The sequence below is a fragment of the Azospirillum humicireducens genome, from assembly GCF_001639105.2.
Taxonomy (GTDB): domain Bacteria; phylum Pseudomonadota; class Alphaproteobacteria; order Azospirillales; family Azospirillaceae; genus Azospirillum; species Azospirillum humicireducens.
On sequence record NZ_CP028905.1, the window covers coordinates 264,847 to 281,289 of the forward strand.

The following is a 16,443-nucleotide window of genomic DNA, read 5'->3' on the forward strand; positions in this document are numbered from 1 at the left end:
GAACCTTCGGTTTCACCCTGTTACCCGAAAGATCGGAGAGACGGCAGTTTCGCTCAGAAAGAAGAGTTATCCTGAGGGAAAATCTTTGAATAAATAAGTCAAAAATCTGGCTTCAATGGGCTAATTCTACAGAATACACAAGGAAAGATCCTCGCATCCGTATCAATAAAAACAAAGAGATGCCCAAGTGCGCTTTCTCTACTTGCAGGATAGAGACTTTGAATTCAATGGTAAGTCTATGTCATGAACATCACACCATTGGAGACCGTACCCGCATACTTGTAAGACCATGGGGTTAGATCCGGATTAGAACTAAAAAAGCCAATCCGATAGGACCATAACAAGCTGTGGAAGACGGCGATTGCCGAATTTGCAGAAATGGCGCGTCGACCGTCGAAGATCAGGAAAATCCGATATGCCAAGCGCAGAGGTGACGCAAAAGGAGGCCGGTGTGTTTCGAAATGCGAAGACCTTGAACGTCGATCATTATGTCGCGTCTCTTCGAAATCACTTCGAAGGCGGCGCTGTTCATCGACTTCGTAAGGAGATCGGTTTCGTCGGGAAACGGCTTCTTCGACTTCCCAGCACGGAACGGTCGAGTTTCTTCGATCCCTGGTTCGGGGAAGAGAATGCCCGTCATCTGAGGTCGGTGGCGCAGTCGGTCCGCGGGCTCCCGCAGGATGCTGCCGTCGGCGGCGCCAGCCCGCGGCGTGCACCGCGGATCGTCTTTCTGCAGGGGGTGATGCCGCGCAGCGGCACCAATTATCTGCAGAGTCTGCTGGAATTGCATCCCGACGTGGCGGTCAACCCCTTCGGCATCCGGGAACTGCCCTTCCTGAGCACACTGGAGGATGCGCGGAGCTATGAGGGGCGCTTTCTGCGCCTCTACCGGCGCAACCGGGACTCGTTCCACGATCTGGAGACTTTCTGCTATATGGTGAGCGGCTTCCTGCGCCGGATCGAAGCGGAGTTCCCGGCCGGCAAGACGGTGGTGATCAAGTCGCCCCACACCCGGATGATGCGCTATTTCCCCTACCTGTTCCCGGCGGAGCGCTGCCTGATCGTGCTGCGCGACGGCCGCCGCGCCGTGCAGTCCACCATCGACACCTGGCCTCTGCGCTTCCTGGGCCGGACCTTTGCCGACGTCTGCCGGGAATGGAGCTTCGGCACCGAGGCGGCGCTGGAGGCGCAGAGCCGGATGAGCGCCGACGCCTGCCGGCTGGTCCGCTTCGAGGATGCGGTGGCCGCCCCCGACGGCACGGTCCGCGACCTTATGCGCTTTCTGGAGCTGGACGAGGGGCGCTATCCGTTCGAGCGGATCGGCGACCTTCCCATCCTGGGATCGTCCCGCGCCTCGCGCAGCAATGGCGAGGTCAGCTGGACGCCCGTCGAGAAACCCGAAGGCTTCGACCCGTCGAAGCGCCCGATCCAATGGTCGCGCAAGCGTCGGACCGTGTTCGATGCCGTGGCCGGAGACATGCAGAAGAAGGCCGGCTATGCTCCTTGATCCGCTTCTCGACACCCGCCCCGCGGCCAGGGAGATCCCCGGCTCCGGGCCCATCACCGGTTCAGTCACCGGCTCCGAGGCCAGCTTGTCCGCCATCGTGACCACGCCGGCCCGCCTCACCCACCTGCAAAGGCTGGAGGCGGAGAGCATCCACATCATGCGCGAGGTGGCGGCCCAGTTCCAAAAGCCGGTCATGCTCTATTCGGTGGGCAAGGACAGCGCGGTGCTGCTGCATCTGGCGATGAAGGCCTTTTATCCGTCCAAGCCGCCCTTCCCGCTGCTGCATGTCGACACGACCTGGAAATTCCGGGAGATGATCCAGTTCCGCGACCGCATGGCGCGGGAGTTGGGCATCGATTTGATGGTCCACATCAACCGGGACGGCGTGCGCCGGGGGATCGGCCCGGTCAGCCACGGCTCGGCCGTCCACACCGACGTGATGAAGACGCAAGCGCTGAAACAGGCGCTCGACGCCCACGGCTTCGACGCCGCCTTCGGCGGGGCGCGCCGCGACGAGGAGAAGAGCCGCGCCAAGGAGCGCATCTTCTCCTTCCGGACCTCCACCCACCGCTGGGAGCCGAAGAACCAGCGGCCGGAGCTGTGGAGCCTCTATAACGGGCGCATTCACAAGGGCGAGAGCATCCGCGTCTTCCCGCTGTCGAACTGGACCGAGCTGGACATCTGGCAATACATCCACCAGGAGGCCATCCCGGTGGTGCCGCTCTATTTTGCCAAGCCGCGTCCGGTGGTGGAGCGCGACGGCACGCTGATCATGGTCGATGACGACCGGCTGCCGCTGAAGCCCGGTGAGGTGCCGGAGATGGCCTGGGTGCGCTTCCGCACGCTCGGCTGCTATCCGCTGACCGGAGCCGTGCGCAGCACCGCCGCCACCCTGCCCGAGATCATCCGCGAGATGCTGCTGTCCACCGGTTCGGAACGGCAGGGCCGCGTGATCGACCAGGACGCCGCCGCCTCGATGGAAGCGAAGAAGCAGGAAGGCTACTTCTGATGCTGACGGATCTCGATCCCGCCGCCGCTCCTGCGGATGCCGCCCCCATGGATGCCGCCACGCAAGTGCAGGAGTATCTGGCCCGCCAGAACGGCAAGGACCTGCTGCGCTTCATCACCTGCGGCTCGGTGGACGATGGCAAGTCGACGCTGATCGGCCGGCTGCTCTACGACTGCAAATGCCTCTTTGAGGACCAGCTGGCCAGCCTGGAGGCGGATTCGGGCCGCTTCGGCACCACCGGCGCCGGCCAGCTCGATCTCGCTTTGCTGGTCGACGGGCTGGCGGCGGAGCGCGAGCAGGGCATCACCATCGATGTCGCCTACCGCTTCTTCACCACCGACCGCCGCAAGTTCATCGTCGCCGACACGCCGGGCCACGAGCAGTATACCCGCAACATGGTCACCGGCGCGTCCACCGCCGACGCCGCGGTCCTGCTGGTCGATGCGCGCAAGGGCGTGCTGACCCAGACCCGGCGCCACAGCACCATCGTCTCGCTGCTGGGCGTGCGCCATGTCGTGCTGGCGGTCAACAAGATGGACGCCGTCGGCTGGGACCGCGCGACCTTCGAGCGGATCGCCGCCGACTACCGCGTCTTCGCCCAGCGCATCGGCATCGACGAGGTCACCTGCATCCCGGTCTCGGCGCTGACCGGCGACAACGTCACCAAGCCGTCGGACGCCATGGGCTGGTATGGCGGCCCCACCCTGCTCGGCCATCTGGAGAGCGTCGACGCCGCTGCGGAGGAAAAGCTCGGCGCCTTCCGCATGGCGGTGCAGTGGGTGAACCGGCCCAACCAGGACTTCCGCGGCTTCTGCGGCACGGTGGCCGGCGGCGCGCTGCGCAGCGGCGACGAGGTCGCCATCCTGCCCGGCGGGCGGACCAGCCGGGTGGCGCGGATCGTCACCATGGACGGCGATCTGGAGACGGCGCTGCCCGGACAGGCGGTCACCCTGGTGCTGGCCGACGAGGTCGATGCCAGCCGCGGCGACATGATCGTCGCCGCCGCCGGCCGGCCGGAGGTGGCCGACCAGTTCGCGGCCCATGTGGTGTGGATGGACGAGCAGCCGCTGCTGCCCGGCCGCTCCTATCTGCTGCGCGCCGGCACGGCGACGGTCGGCGCGCAGGTGACGGAGCTGAAGCACGCCATCAACGTCAACACCCAGGAGCATGCCGCCGCCAAGCATCTCGACCTGAACGATGTCGGCTTCTGCAATCTGGCGCTCGACCGGCCGATCCCGTTCGACGCCTATGCCGACAGCCGCGAGACCGGCAGCTTCATCCTGATCGACCGGCTGACCAACGCCACCGCCGGCTGCGGCATGATCCGCTTCCCGCTGCGCCGCGCCTCCAATATCCACCGCCACGCCTCGAAGCTGGACAAGGCGGCGCGGGCCGGCGGGTTGCAGAAGCCCTGCGTGCTGTGGTTCACCGGCCTGTCCGGCTCCGGCAAGTCCAGCGTCGCCGACCGGCTGGAGCAGGAGCTGCACCGTCTCGGCCGCCGCACCATGATCCTCGACGGCGACAATGTCCGCCACGGGCTGAACCGGGATCTGGGCTTCACCGACGAGGACCGGGTGGAGAACATCCGCCGCGTCGCCGAGGTGTCGAAGCTGATGGTGGAGGCCGGTCTGATCGTGCTGGTCAGCTTCATCTCCCCCTTCCGCGAGGAGCGCCGGATGGCGCGCTCCCTGGTGGAGGACGGCGAGTTCGTGGAGATCTTCATGGACACCCCGCTGGAGGTCTGCGAGGCCCGCGACCCCAAGGGGCTCTACCGGAAGGCGAGAGCCGGCCAGCTCCCCCATTTCACCGGCATCGACAGCGCCTATGAGCCGCCGGAAGCGCCGGAGATCACGCTGAAGGGCGCCGAACACGGCACCGAAGAGATGGTCGCCCAGGTGGTCGGGGAGCTGCGGCGGCGCGGGGTGATTTGAAATCTGCGCGGCTCGCCCACGCCGTGGTGCGCCGCGCTGCTCGTGCAGGAGCGTCTCCCCCGCCTGTTCGGCTTCCCGAATGTCCCGGATCATTCCACCGTCTGGTGGTTCGCCCGCCGCCGGCCGTTCCGGACCGGCGGGCGATTTCCCCGATCCGGTCCCGCCGGCGCCTGACGCCTCTGCGGTGATTTTCATTCTACCCGGACAACGACGCTTTCAACGCGGCAAAGCCACCGGACCGTTGCAGACCTGATTGCGCCCCGCATTCTTGGCTTCATACATCCGCGCATCGGCGAGGGCGAACAGACGGTCGGGACTGCCGAAGGCATGGTCGAGGGTCGCAACCCCTATCGAGACCGTCATCGGAATGACCGCACCCTCATAGAGCAAGGGGTTGTCCTCCACGGTGGCCCGGATGCGCTCTGCGATCGACGTGGCTTCAGGCAGATCGACCTCGTTCAGCAAAATCGTGAACTCCTCGCCACCGAAGCGGCACACCTTGTCGCCGGCGCGAACAGTCAGGCAAATCAGAGAAGAAACATGACGCAGCGCAAAATCTCCGACCTGATGACCATATGTATCGTTCAGAATCTTGAAATGGTCGATATCAATAATTATCAATGCCAGCCGTTGTTTGGCCCGCATGTTTTTTTCAATGTACTGATGAAGAAGTCCGAAGAAATATCTTCTGTTGTAAATTCGAGTTAACGGATCAAGGACGGCTGCCTCATACATTTTCTCCATGAACTCGATCTCGTTGGCAGAAAGCAACGAGAACCGAAGCATCGTCTCCCCGCCGATGCGAATCACGTCCTGATTGTTGAGCCAGCAACGGTCCACGCGCTTGCCATTGACGTAGAGACCGTTGGATCGTCTGAAACAGCAAGCGCCGCAGGAGATGCCAGAACCTCCAATACACCGTCTGCCACGGCGGGAAGTCCTTTGGTAAAAGCCGCCAGCCACAGCCCATTTGGGCCAAGTAGCGCAAGGCGTTCAAGACTTCCCGAAGGTCCACACACCTCGGACGGCCGGTGGGGTCCTTCTGTGGCATCAGCGGTTCTATCAGAGACCATTCCTCATCGGTCAGGTCCGTTCGAATACCGCTTCGTTTTCATCTCGATCCTGGCCTCCGGCTGCGAGCCGCTTCAGTTTACATCTAAAATTTGAATCATATCATGCTGTTAACGCAAGCCCTTTTCAAACAGGCTCTGATCGGTTTCGACGCCGCGCCGGCTATAGAGATAGTCCCGCGCAAGGGCCTGGAGGAATGACCGTCGGTTCTCCAAGCCCAGAGCGCGGATATGGGTGTCGAGATGCACTGGAACCGGAATGCCAAGACGGGTTCTGAAGTGCCAGAAGACCAATTCTTTCTCGCTGAGGCCGGTGGCGCTCAGGTCGGCTCCCTCCAAGCCGTTTTCGGCCAGCCAGCGTCGCTTGTCCCGCACCCGGCGCGACAGAACGCCGAAACGACCGGAGACGCGCAGGCTTTCGGGAACCGCGTTGTGAACATCAGACCGGAGCAGGGTCTTCATCATGTCGATGCGCTGTTCGTGTTCGATGAGCGTGGTCAGTCCGGCGGCATCCAACTCCTGGTCGGCCATCCAGGATTGAATATCTGGCCCGGAAACGAGGTTGCGGCGCACGAAATAGCCGTTGAGAGTCTCGTCGAACCGCTCCGCATCGGATGTCACGCCCTGCCGGTCGGCATCGCGCAGGGCCAGGGCACGTGCCATCGCCAGATCCATGATGTGGTCGTAGATCATTGGATTCAGTCGGAGTTCTTCCAGCAGATCCTCCTGTGCCGCGTCGCTGGACGCCGGTTCCATCTGACGGATCATCCGTTCCCAGGTGTCGGTATGGACGAAGGGATAATTCGTCGTCTTCGGTTCCAGAGGATGGGCCAGCAAGTCGGAGATAGCATGCAGCATTGACAGGGCGTCGTCATGTTTGATGTCGAGGCGACCGGTTGGAAGCCAGCGGCGCAGGGCTCCGATGTCTTTTTCTCGTCCCTGGTCCGTGCCTATGGCGAAGATACGTTCGTAATTGCGCTGAGGGAAATGCAGCGATTTCGCGATGATCAGCAATTGGTCGCGGACCGTGCCACCGATCACTGCGTCTTCGACCGCCCGGTCGAGTGTGGCGCGGATGTTGACCATCGCCTCGCTGAGGGTCGGGTATTCCAGGTCGGCGGGACCATGGACGATTGCCACCTCGTCGTCGTCGTCCAGGATCCCGTCACGGAAGGCGGTGAAGATCCGTCCGACGCCGATCATTCCGAAGTCGGCCAGTTCCGCCGCCCGTAGGGCTCCCATGCTGGCGGCGCCGAACACATGGACGCCCTGGGTCAGTGCCCAGAGGATCTCCTTATGCCAGACGGCGGGAATGCGCTCAAAGAAGCCATCGATGATTCCGATGACATGGGCGCCGTCCTGGACTGCGCGATAGACATCGCCCTGGGAGACGGGAGGTCGGAAATCGGCGTCAAGGACCGCTCTCGCCGTCGGAGTTGGCAAACTAGGGCCGAGGAACACCACGACTTTCATTGATGATCGCACTCCCTGCGGGCGCGAATGCGGGCACGGGGGCCGGGACAATAGCCCGGAGCGTCGTGCAACCCTTCCAGACCGGGAATGATGACCCGCGCCACCTCAATACCCGGAACATAGCCGCCGAGATCCACGGCGACCACCTGCTCGATACCGACGGCGCGCAGTCGGGCGAGTTGATGGGCGATGTCGTCGTCAAAGCTGTCCTGGTCCATAGTCGGGATAGCTTGAAAGGACAGCGCCGGCGCGATCTCGTCCCGTTCGATCCGGGCGAGCATCAGCGCGACTCGGGCCGGATCGCGGGCCGATTTGAAGAAGTCACGATGGACGTCGTCGCGGGCGCCGGCGATATAGGTTAGCCTAGTTTGTGCGGCTTCGGTCAGGGCACGCAACAGCGCGATCTCACGCGTTGCATGGCAACCGCTGCCGTCGCTTGAATAGAATTGGTCAAGATGGTTGGGCTCTCGGTCGGCGATGACGCAGGCGAAGGCCGGAAGTCCGATATCCGTGGTGATCGACCATACGCCGATCGCCTGTCCAGCTGCGCGGAAGAGGTTGATCGCTTGTCGGCAGGCTGGGTCGTCAACCGTCGACAAATCGAGACGTCCGGCCGGGTTGGCGCTGGCGCCGTCGATGGACCAAAGTGCTAGGGCGTCGCGCTCCACCACCTCGCAGATGCCGTGGCCGACGGCTTCGAGCCAATGATTGCCACTTGCAAGACCATTTGAACTCATCTGAAAATTGCCGCTGCCGCCGGGAAGCGGCAATGAGAAATCGGTGTGAACCGATTCATAGGGCACCCAGACCTGTTCACCGCCTATCAGGTCTCGACCCTCGCACCACAGGATTGGCCGGAAGGGGTGAAAGCGGCTGGTCGTCATGCGGGGCAGGCGAGACACGTCGAGAACGGAGGCTTCTTGTTGCAATTCCGTGAAACAGGCCCAGCGGAGCGGCAGCTTCACACGTTCCGCATGATAAAATTCTATTGCTTCCATAAGGCCGGAAACACGGGCAGCGGATAAATCCAATCCTTTTCCTTGGGATACTGCTAGAGATCGTGAGTTTGGTCTATAAACAGAAAAAACAGGAAGGCCAATACTATCTAATCCAGTAATATTTGCCACTCTTGTTATGCCGAATTTCTTTAAATGCGGCATAATTCGTTCGAGTGTTTCATCTGGCGAAATTGATCTATGAGTTCCATAGCGATAACGCTTGACTTGTGTAGAGGAAAATCCGATTGACGCTGGGGATGGTATTCCTTCATCCCCAGCGTTATTTTTTTCCCCAAAATTTTGGGAAGTAACGGTCATGCGCGGCTCAAGAAATCTATATTATTAACATAACATGTCGCACCCAGATTTTGTAGATAGCAGGTTGCTCCAAGCCGGCTTTCCGAGCTCTCTGAAAGAGAATGAACTGATTTCTTGGAAACACCATTGTTAACCAGATTGATAACTTTTTCCATCAGCGCATTGCTTTTTTTCGTCATATCTCTGTCTCCGGTATTTTCAATCTTCTGTTGCATCCATAGAATGCACGCAACAAAAGCATTTTTGTTGAATGTGTGTTTGACTGTCAACACACATTTAGATGATTCTGCTTTATTTTTCTGCATAAAGCATGGGCTGGATTTTTTACCCATGTACAAGATAATCAGACCCGGGTTCGATATATTTTAAGTGCGGAGAAATAGAGTATACATTTATAGTTTTCATACTCCAACGAAGCCATTGTTGTTCAATATCTGAAACAACTCCTATTTCTTTTCCATGCAAAGATAGATTATTGTGTATCGATACAAAATCTCCGGGCATCATCAGAAGTTTTTTCTTCTTCATATGTGCTGCCTTCAAAAGTTCTGCGAGCGCATCTTGTCCGCGCTGTTCATCTGAAAATGTACGGTTTTCTGCAAGACAGATATTAATGCCATTTGTAATTATGGAATGTTTGGGAGCTGATCCGAGAAGGACTTTGCTTTTTCTTGAATTTAGATCTCCATAAGGCGTAAGAAAAATTTTTTCAGAAAGAATTTTTTTGGTTTCTTCACTCAGAATTTCAAAAATTTCTTTGTTTGAAACAAATGTTGTGTATATTTCATTCTGAATCGAGCTCCTTAAGCTTACGATATTCACAACATCCGGCCTAACAAAATGATTTGATAGATCTCCATGGAAATAAATTGGTCCAAATGCTTTTTGAGATTGTGATTCTGCCATCTCAGTAGATGGAAAAATATCGTGAAAAGCATCTCCATCATTTACATTCATGTATGATATAATATGTTGTCCAGTTAGTTCGGCGTAAATCTGCAAGAAACCTTCTGTAACATAGGTCTTTTTCTTCTGATATTTTTCATGGACAGGGTTGTCATTGCTAAAAATTGGAAGTGTACGATCGATAGGAGAATTTCTAATAAAAACAAAGGGATTCGCGAAGTTTGACGTAGAATTTCTGCGCTCAAGAAATTTAATGAAGCGCCTAATCGGTGCCAAAGAAATTGTTTCGTTCAAAACAACCCTTCGGAATGACGGGTAGTGTTTGTAAGGATTTACCTTAATTTCCTCTAAATGGCTTATGATCTCATCGCGCTCTTCATTCTTAAACTCGTAGTCTATGCTCAGATCTTGGAATTTTTCAGTCATGATAATTTCTACTCCAAATGTCCGTTGAAGATTTGGCTGCGGGTGCCGGTGAAAGGCAGGACCCCCGTCACTAGCTGGTAGCGCATGCAGCCGAGCGCGTAAAGGTCGCACCGTGCATCCAGGACATCGCCGGTGATCTGTTCCGGAGCCATGTAGGGCGGCGATCCGCTGACCCGCTGCGCCGGATCGGCGACCTCGCGCCCCACGGCGTCGCGCGTCTCGCTGACCAGACCGAAATCGACGAGAACCGGCAAGCCGTCGCTGCGGATGAAGATGTTGGCCGGTTTCAGATCGCGGTGGACGATCCCTTCGCCGTGAACGTAGGAGAGGATTTCGCAAATCCGGTATGCCAGCGACAGCACTTCGGGGAGATGGCCCGCCGCGGCCTTCCGTCCGGCGCCGAAGGCATACCCGTCGTCGGCCGTTTCTCCAGCCGCTCCGGCAGAGCCGTCCGGCACGCCACCGATCTCGGCGGTCGCGTCGACGTCGGTCGCCATCTCCGCGGAGGTCTTGCTTCCCTCGCTGTCGGTCCCGTTGCGATGGGCGACCCACAGGCGGTCGAACAGATCGGCGAGTGTGGAGCCCCGCAGCTGTTCCATGGCATACCAGGGCACCCCGTCGTTCATGCCGTGGTCGCGGATCACGACGACGCCCGGGTGGGACAGCCGGGCGAGCGAGCGGATTTCCCGGCGAATCTGGCTTAGCTTCGAAAGCTCGACGCTGGTGACGGTCTTGACCGCCGCTCTCATGCCCGTCCGGAGATGCTCCCCGGCATAGACCACCCCCATCCCCCCCTTTCCCATCACATGGGTCAGCCGGTATGGACCGATCTGGGACAGGGGCTCGCTCGACATCGATCTGCTTGCTTTGCACAATTATTCTTGTGCCGAGCACGATAATGATCACGCCTCATTCTGTCGAGAGACGGCGGCCCTCCAGCCGGGATCCGATTCGGGGACAAACGCTCCTGAGCGGGTGATCGACGAAGAATGTGTGCAAGAGTCGGGAAACCGGGAGCAGGTCGCCGGGCCTGCGCCCGGCACCTCCAATCAGAGAGGGAACTCGTTGGCCTGCGTCACATGGTGATGGATGCGGCCTTCGAAATAGCGGGCGAGCACGGCTTCCGTCGCCTCCCGCGCCCTGTCGCGCTCCGGGCTTACCAGCGCCCGCTCCACGGTTTCGCGGTCGGGATAATTGACCGCCAGGATCAGCGGATATTCCGGCGCGCCGGGATCGCGGTCTTCCGTGAAGGACACGCGGACATCCAGGGCGCCGGGCATTGCCTTCCATCTCGGCAGGATGGTCTCCAGCACCGCGGCCCGGAAGGCCTCCGTCTGGCCGGCCTTGACCGTGCCCTCGAACAGGGCAAAACGCGTGATCATTGCGGAAACTCCCTCTTTGCTCCCGTGAAGAACTCCATCAGCGCCGCCTGATCCTCGCCGCCGAGGCCGGCGGCGGTCAGCATGCGGTGAACCTCCGCGCAGACGGCGGTCAGCGGCATGGCCGTGCCGGTGCGCCGCGCGAGGTCCTGGGCGCCGTTGAGGTCCTTGACCATGTTGTCGATGCGGCCGGTGCGCCGGTAATCCCTGGCGACATAGCGCGGCATGTATTCCTGGAGGATGGCGCTGTCGGCCCTGCCGCCCTTCAGCGCCATCGGGATCTTGGCGGCATCGACGCCGGCATCGATGGCAAGCTGGGTCGCCTCGGCCACCGCCAGGAAGTTCAGCCCGCAGAGAACCTGATTGATCAGCTTCGTCGTCTGGCCGGCGCCGGACGGACCCATATGGGTGATGTTGCCCGCCACATCCTTGAGCACCTCGCGGGCGTCGGCGACGTCGCCGTCCGCCCCGCCGAGCATCAGGGTGAGCTGGCCGATGAGCGCCTTGGGCGCACCGCCGGACAGCGGGCTGTCGACCCAGCGCAGGCCCTTGGCCGCCGCATCGGCGGCAAGCGCCCTGGTGGCGTCGGGATCGATCGAGGACATGTCGACGATCAGCGTTCCGGGCCTTGCCCCCTCGGCGACGCCGTTCGGACCGAACACGGCGGCGCGGACGATCCCCGGCGAATTGAGGCTGAGGATGACGCAATCGGCCACGCTCGCCGCCTGCGCGGCACTGGCTGCGGCGGCGGCTCCCTTGGCTTCCAGCGCGGCGACCTTTACGGGATCGAGATCGAAGACGGTCAGGCTGTTGCCGGTCTCCAGGAACCGAGCACCGATGGCGCCGCCCATGGCGCCTGCGCCGATCAGCGCGATTGCCCTGCTCATCGCTCCCCCTCCTGCAACGCTGCGATCACCGCCGAGACGATCCGGTCCAGCGGCTGGTCGATGTTAACGATAACGGCGCCCTCGTCGGCGGTTGGCGGCTCCAATGCCGCGAACTGGCTGTCGAGCAGGGAGGATGGCATGAAATGGCCGGGACGGGCATTCATGCGTGCCAGGATCAGGTCCCGGGCGCCCGCGAGGTGGATGAAGCGAACCGGCATCCCGGTCGTCTCGCGGATGCGGTCGCGGTAGGCCCGTTTCAGCGCCGAGCAGCCGACGAAGGTCATCGGCCCGCCTTCGGCAAGCGCCTGTCCGACACGCAGGAGCCAGGGCCAGCGGTCCTCGTCGGTGAGCGGGATGCCGGCGCCCATCTTGCGGATGTTGGGTTCGGGATGGAGATCGTCCCCATCGACGTAGGTGGCGCCGAGCCGCTCGGCCAGCGAAGCGCCGACCGATGATTTTCCGCAGCCCGACACCCCCATCAGCACGAAGCGGCTGACGCCGCCCGTGTCAGAGCGAAGCAGTGATGCCGCCGTCGACATAGAGCACATGCCCATTCACGAAGGAGGAGGCGTCGGACGCCAGGAACACGCAGGCGCCGACCAGTTCCTCGACACGGCCCCAGCGACCGGCCGGCGTCCGCTTCTCCAGCCAGGCCGAGAAGTCGGCGTCCGCAACCAGGGCTGCGTTGAGGGGGGTGTCGAAATAGCCGGGCGCAATCGCGTTGCACTGCAGGCCGTGGCGCGCCCAGTCGGTCGCCATGCCCTTGGTCAGGTTGCCGACCGCACCCTTGGTCGCGGTGTAGGGGGCGATGGACGGGCGGGCCAGCGAGGTCTGGACGCTGGCGATGTTGATGATCTTGCCGGCCTTGCGGCCGATCATGTGGCGGGCGACGGCCTGCCCGACATTGAAGACGCTGGAGACGTTCGTCCGCATCAGCCGCTCGAAGGCGTCGGCCGGGAAATCCTCCAGCGCCGTGCGGAACTGCATGCCGGCATTGTTGACGAGAATGTCGATGGGCCCGCTTTCCGCCTCGAACCGGTCGACCGCCTCGCGCACGGCCCCATGGTCGGTCACGTCGAAAGCCAGGATGGCGGCCTGTTGGCCGATCTGTTCGGCGGCCCGCGCCAGCTTGTCGCCATCCCGGCCGTTCAGGACCACGGCGGCGCCAGCGGCGGCGAGACCCTTGGCCAGGGCGAGCCCGATGCCCTGCGACGAGCCGGTCACGAGAGCGCGCCGGCCCTTCAGACTGAAAAGTTCCAGAGACACCGTTTCCTCCCGATTTTTTTGCCTCGACAGGCATCGCACCCCCTGTTTATGTTATCGATAACACTACGGTCAAGCGCTTTCCGAGGGAGGAATTCAAAATGGAAAAACCCGAGATTCTGCAGGTCGGTCCCTATCCGGAGTGGGACGAGGGGCCGCTGAACGAGGCCTACCGGACGCACCGCTATTTCGAAGCGGCCGACAAGGCGGCCTTCCTGGCCCAGGTCGGCCCGTCGGTCCGCGCCATCGCCACGCGTGGCGAACTCGGCGCCAACCGCGCCATGATCGAGGCCTGCCCGAAGCTGGAGATCGTCGCGGTCTATGGCGTCGGCTATGACGCCGTCGATCTGGAGGCCTGCCGCGAACGCGGCATCCGGGTGACCAACACCCCCGACGTGCTGACCAACGACGTCGCCGATCTCGGCGTCGCGATGATGCTCTGCCAGTCGCGCGGCATGATCGGCGCCGAAGGCTGGGTCCGGAACGGCGATTGGGCGGCCAAGGGCCTCTATCCGCTGAAGCGCCGCGTCTGGGGCCGGCGCGCCGGCATCGTCGGGCTGGGCCGCATCGGCTTCGAGGTGGCCAAGCGCCTCCAGGGCTTCGGCATGGAGATCGCCTACACCGACGTGGCGCCCAAGAGCTATGCGGCCGACATGGCGTTCATCGCCGATCCGGTCTCCCTCGCCGAGCGCTCCGACTTCCTGTTCGTGACGCTTGCGGCGTCGGCCGCCACCCGCCACATCATCGACCGCAAGGTGATCGCTGCGCTCGGGCCGGACGGAATGCTGATCAACATCTCCCGCGCGTCCAACATCGACGAGGAGGCGCTGCTCGACGCGCTGGAGGCCCGGACGCTGGGCTCCGCCGCCCTTGACGTTTTCGAAGGCGAGCCGAAACTCAATCCGCGCTTCCTGGCCCTCGACAACGTGCTGCTCCAGCCGCACCACGCCTCGGGCACGGTCGAGACGCGCAAGGCCATGGGCCAGCTCGTCCGCGACAACATCGCCGCCCAATTCGCCGGGCAGCCGCTTCCGACACCGGTCCTCTGAGGAGATCCTCCATGAAAGCCATCGTCGCCCATTCCGCGAAGGATCTGCGCATCGAGGAGCATCCCGATGCCGAGCCGGGCGAAGGCGAGGTCGGGCTCGCGGTCGCCGCCGGCGGCATCTGCGGCAGCGACCTGCATTACTACCAGCATGGCGGCTTCGGCGCCGTCCGGCTGAAGCAGCCGATGATCCTCGGCCACGAGGTTTCGGCCCGGGTCGCCAAGATCGGTCCCGGCGTCACCGGGCTGGAGGTCGGCCAGCTGGTTTCGGTGTCGCCGTCGCGGCCCTGCCGGACCTGCCGCTACTGCCAGCAGGGCCTGCACAACCAGTGCCTCAACATGCGCTTCTACGGCAGCGCCATGCCCTTTCCCCACATCCAGGGGGCCTTCCGGGAAGCGCTGGTCGCCGACGCCGTGCAATGCGTCCCGGCCGACGGGCTCAGCGCCGGCGAGGCGGCGATGGCCGAACCGCTGGCCGTGGCCCTGCACGCCACGCGGCGGGCCGGCGATCTGCTTGGCAAGCGCGTTCTGGTGACGGGCTGCGGCCCGATCGGCGTGCTGTCGATCCTCGCCGCCCGCCGCGCCGGCGCGTCCGAGATCGTTGCCGTCGATCTGATGGACTTCACCCTCGACCTCGCGAAGGCCGCGGGCGCCGACCGCACGATCAATTCCAGGGAGGAGCCGGAGGCGCTCGCGGCCTATTCGGCCGACAAGGGCACTTTCGACGTTCTCTACGAATGCTCCGGCGCGGTCGCCGCGCTCACCGCCGGGATCGGGGCGCTCCGGCCGCGCGGCGTGATCGTCCAGCTCGGCCTCGGCGGCGACATGTCGCTGCCGATGATGGCGATCACCGCCAAGGAGCTGGATCTGCGCGGCTCCTTCCGCTTCCACGAGGAGTTCGCCATCGGCGTCGGCCTGATGCGCAAGGGCCTGATCGACGTGAAGCCGCTGATCACCCACACCATCGCGCTGCCCGACGCCCGCGCCGCCTTCGACCTCGCCGCCGACCGCGGCCGGGCGATGAAGGTGCAGATCGCCTTCGATCCGACGCTCCCCAGCTCCAGCCTGCAGCACTGACCGGACCGGCGGCGGGGAGGGAGCCCCGCCGCCTCCGCCCGACAAGCGCCGCCCGTCAACCGCCGGCCGGCCTCAGCGTTTCCAGTTTCCGGGGCGCGTGCTGCCGCGGGTCAGCACCTCGAATCCCAGGTCGTGAACCCGCGCTGGAGAGTTCTTGGATGCAGTTTCCTCGGATGTGCTCTCCTGGGGCGGCTGCACGCCGAGGGCCCCCAGGATCACCTCGGCGGTCCTGAGGCCGATGGCCCGCGCATCGACCCGCATCGTCGTCAGCGGCGGAACGGATTGCCGGCCGATCTCGAAATCGCCGAATCCCATGATGGACAGGTCCTCCGGCACGCGGATCGAGCGCCGCTGGCACTCCATCAGCACGCCGACGGCGTGCAGGTCCGACGCCGCGAAGATGGCCTCCGCGTCCGGGGCCTCGCGGGCCACCATCTCCATCGCCTCGGCCCCCTCGGTGAAGGACAGCGGCACATGGGAGTGGCGGAAGATCAGGTCGTCGGGAGTGCCGGTTTCCCGCAGGCCGGCGGCAAAGCCGGCGAGGCGCTGTTCGGCACGGAAATCGCGCGCCTCCCCGCTGTCGCAGGGGCCGACGGCGCAGACCCGGCGGTGCCCCAGCCCGACGAGATGATGGGCGGCGGCGCGGCCGACCTCGAAGTTGGAATAGCCGACCACATAGTCGATGGGCCGGTCCTGCAGGTCCCAGATTTCCACCACCGGCACGCCGGCCTCGAACAGCATCGCCGTGGTCTTCCGGGAATGCTCGATCCCGGTCAGCACGATCGCTTCCGGACGCCGCGTCAGCACGGATTGGATGACGCGCTCCTCCTCGTCGAGCCGGTAGAGCGTGTAGCCGATGAGCAGCTGATAGCCCGCGCTGTGCAGCCCCTCGCTCAAGGCCTGGGCGGTATCGGCGAAATTCGAGTTCATCAGTGTGGGCAGGATCAGCGCCACGAACCCGCTCCGGCGCGACGACAGGCTGCCCGCCACCCGGTCGGGAACATAGCGCAACTGCTCCACTGCCTGGAGGACGCGCTGCCGGGTTTCCTCCGCCACCAGGCTGGGGTCGGTCAGGACACGCGACACCGTCATGGTGGACACGCCGGCCAGGCGCGACACGTCGCGCATCGTGGGCTTTGCTGGGCGTTTGGTCA

The 16,443-nt window shown here is 62.6% G+C and carries 16 protein-coding genes and 1 pseudogene; 5 read left to right on the forward strand and 12 right to left on the reverse strand.

Features of this window, described 5'->3' with window-relative positions:
* The first annotated feature begins 649 nt into the window (after positions 1 to 649).
* Genes A6A40_RS24120 through cysN form a run of 3 tightly spaced genes read left to right on the forward strand, consistent with a single transcriptional unit; the run spans position 650 to position 4,447 of the window.
* A complete protein-coding gene (locus tag A6A40_RS24120; protein ID WP_108548415.1) occupies positions 650 to 1,507 on the forward strand; it encodes a sulfotransferase family protein in 858 nt (285 codons plus the stop codon).
* On the forward strand, positions 1,497 to 2,516 hold the full coding sequence (cysD, locus tag A6A40_RS24125) for a sulfate adenylyltransferase subunit CysD (RefSeq protein WP_418208631.1): 1,020 nt from the start codon (positions 1,497 to 1,499) through the stop codon (positions 2,514 to 2,516). Before A6A40_RS24120 ends, cysD begins: the two co-directional genes overlap by 11 nt.
* The gene (cysN, locus tag A6A40_RS24130; protein ID WP_108548416.1) at positions 2,516 to 4,447 is read left to right on the forward strand and encodes a sulfate adenylyltransferase subunit CysN; all 1,932 of its coding nucleotides are present in this window, start codon (positions 2,516 to 2,518) and stop codon (positions 4,445 to 4,447) included. Before cysD ends, cysN begins: the two co-directional genes overlap by 1 nt.
* 216 nt (positions 4,448 to 4,663) lie before the next feature.
* Here cysN and A6A40_RS24135 read toward each other — a convergent pair whose 3' ends face one another.
* The 11 genes and pseudogenes from A6A40_RS24135 to A6A40_RS24175 form a co-directional block, all read right to left on the reverse strand.
* The gene (locus A6A40_RS24135) at positions 4,664 to 5,287 is read right to left on the reverse strand and encodes a GGDEF domain-containing protein (RefSeq protein WP_146191640.1); all 624 of its coding nucleotides are present in this window, start codon (positions 5,285 to 5,287) and stop codon (positions 4,664 to 4,666) included.
* A 75-nt stretch (positions 5,288 to 5,362) separates the two neighbouring features.
* A pseudogene (locus A6A40_RS24140) lies at positions 5,363 to 5,562 on the reverse strand (transposase); the annotation flags it as partial.
* Positions 5,563 to 5,628: 66 nt separating this feature from the next.
* Positions 5,629 to 6,990, reverse strand: coding sequence for a TfuA-like protein (locus A6A40_RS24145; protein ID WP_108548418.1), 1,362 nt, complete (start codon positions 6,988 to 6,990; stop codon positions 5,629 to 5,631).
* On the reverse strand, positions 6,987 to 8,306 hold the full coding sequence (locus A6A40_RS24150; RefSeq protein WP_108548419.1) for a YcaO-like family protein: 1,320 nt from the start codon (positions 8,304 to 8,306) through the stop codon (positions 6,987 to 6,989). Before A6A40_RS24150 ends, A6A40_RS24145 begins: the two co-directional genes overlap by 4 nt.
* Positions 8,303 to 8,638, reverse strand: a complete 336-nt coding sequence (locus tag A6A40_RS30575) for a hypothetical protein (RefSeq protein ID WP_146191641.1) — start codon at positions 8,636 to 8,638, stop codon at positions 8,303 to 8,305. The genes A6A40_RS24150 and A6A40_RS30575 overlap by 4 nt, the downstream gene beginning before the upstream one ends.
* Positions 8,631 to 9,638 (reverse strand): hypothetical protein, encoded by a 1,008-nt coding sequence (locus A6A40_RS30580; RefSeq protein WP_146191642.1) that lies wholly within the window; start codon positions 9,636 to 9,638, stop codon positions 8,631 to 8,633. The genes A6A40_RS30575 and A6A40_RS30580 overlap by 8 nt, the downstream gene beginning before the upstream one ends.
* Before the next feature lie 8 nt (positions 9,639 to 9,646).
* A complete protein-coding gene (locus A6A40_RS24155; RefSeq protein WP_108548420.1) occupies positions 9,647 to 10,492 on the reverse strand; it encodes a serine/threonine protein kinase in 846 nt (281 codons plus the stop codon).
* 195 nt (positions 10,493 to 10,687) lie between these two features.
* On the reverse strand, positions 10,688 to 11,020 hold the full coding sequence (locus A6A40_RS24160; RefSeq protein WP_108548421.1) for a hypothetical protein: 333 nt from the start codon (positions 11,018 to 11,020) through the stop codon (positions 10,688 to 10,690).
* Positions 11,017 to 11,904 (reverse strand): NAD(P)-dependent oxidoreductase, encoded by an 888-nt coding sequence (locus tag A6A40_RS24165; RefSeq protein WP_108548422.1) that lies wholly within the window; start codon positions 11,902 to 11,904, stop codon positions 11,017 to 11,019. The genes A6A40_RS24160 and A6A40_RS24165 overlap by 4 nt, the downstream gene beginning before the upstream one ends.
* Positions 11,901 to 12,443, reverse strand: a complete 543-nt coding sequence (locus tag A6A40_RS24170; RefSeq protein WP_108548423.1) for a gluconokinase — start codon at positions 12,441 to 12,443, stop codon at positions 11,901 to 11,903. The genes A6A40_RS24165 and A6A40_RS24170 overlap by 4 nt, the downstream gene beginning before the upstream one ends.
* Positions 12,412 to 13,170, reverse strand: coding sequence for an SDR family oxidoreductase (locus A6A40_RS24175; RefSeq protein ID WP_108548424.1), 759 nt, complete (start codon positions 13,168 to 13,170; stop codon positions 12,412 to 12,414). Before A6A40_RS24175 ends, A6A40_RS24170 begins: the two co-directional genes overlap by 32 nt.
* 98 nt (positions 13,171 to 13,268) lie before the next feature.
* On the opposite strand from A6A40_RS24175, the gene A6A40_RS24180 reads away from it, so the two are divergent.
* Complete coding sequence (locus A6A40_RS24180; RefSeq protein ID WP_108548425.1) at positions 13,269 to 14,216, forward strand: 2-hydroxyacid dehydrogenase; 948 nt, start codon at positions 13,269 to 13,271, stop codon at positions 14,214 to 14,216.
* A gap of 11 nt (positions 14,217 to 14,227) precedes the next feature.
* Complete coding sequence (locus tag A6A40_RS24185; protein WP_108548426.1) at positions 14,228 to 15,289, forward strand: L-idonate 5-dehydrogenase; 1,062 nt, start codon at positions 14,228 to 14,230, stop codon at positions 15,287 to 15,289.
* Between the two features lie 72 nt (positions 15,290 to 15,361).
* Here A6A40_RS24185 and A6A40_RS24190 read toward each other — a convergent pair whose 3' ends face one another.
* Entirely contained in the window at positions 15,362 to 16,417 is a 1,056-nt protein-coding gene (locus A6A40_RS24190; protein WP_108548427.1) for a LacI family DNA-binding transcriptional regulator, read from the reverse strand.
* Positions 16,418 to 16,443 lie beyond the last annotated feature (26 nt).

Excerpts from the sequence above, each read along its gene's own strand:
- A6A40_RS30580 (WP_146191642.1), bottom strand. The coding sequence starts at position 9,638 with ATGACTGAAAAATTCCAAGATCTGAGCATAGACTACGAGTTTAAGAAT.
- A6A40_RS24145 (WP_108548418.1), bottom strand. The coding sequence starts at position 6,990 with ATGAAAGTCGTGGTGTTCCTCGGCCCTAGTTTGCCAACTCCGACGGCG.
- A6A40_RS24190 (WP_108548427.1), bottom strand. The coding sequence starts at position 16,417 with ATGCGCGACGTGTCGCGCCTGGCCGGCGTGTCCACCATGACGGTGTCG.
- A6A40_RS24160 (WP_108548421.1), bottom strand. The coding sequence starts at position 11,020 with ATGATCACGCGTTTTGCCCTGTTCGAGGGCACGGTCAAGGCCGGCCAG.
- A6A40_RS24180 (WP_108548425.1), top strand. The coding sequence starts at position 13,269 with ATGGAAAAACCCGAGATTCTGCAGGTCGGTCCCTATCCGGAGTGGGAC.
- A6A40_RS24170 (WP_108548423.1), bottom strand. The coding sequence starts at position 12,443 with ATGTCGACGGCGGCATCACTGCTTCGCTCTGACACGGGCGGCGTCAGC.
- A6A40_RS30575 (WP_146191641.1), bottom strand. The coding sequence starts at position 8,638 with ATGGGTAAAAAATCCAGCCCATGCTTTATGCAGAAAAATAAAGCAGAA.
- A6A40_RS24150 (WP_108548419.1), bottom strand. The coding sequence starts at position 8,306 with ATGACCGTTACTTCCCAAAATTTTGGGGAAAAAAATAACGCTGGGGAT.
- A6A40_RS24185 (WP_108548426.1), top strand. The coding sequence starts at position 14,228 with ATGAAAGCCATCGTCGCCCATTCCGCGAAGGATCTGCGCATCGAGGAG.
- cysD (WP_418208631.1), top strand. The coding sequence starts at position 1,497 with ATGCTCCTTGATCCGCTTCTCGACACCCGCCCCGCGGCCAGGGAGATC.
- A6A40_RS24165 (WP_108548422.1), bottom strand. The coding sequence starts at position 11,904 with ATGAGCAGGGCAATCGCGCTGATCGGCGCAGGCGCCATGGGCGGCGCC.
- A6A40_RS24155 (WP_108548420.1), bottom strand. The coding sequence starts at position 10,492 with ATGTCGAGCGAGCCCCTGTCCCAGATCGGTCCATACCGGCTGACCCAT.
- cysN (WP_108548416.1), top strand. The coding sequence starts at position 2,516 with ATGCTGACGGATCTCGATCCCGCCGCCGCTCCTGCGGATGCCGCCCCC.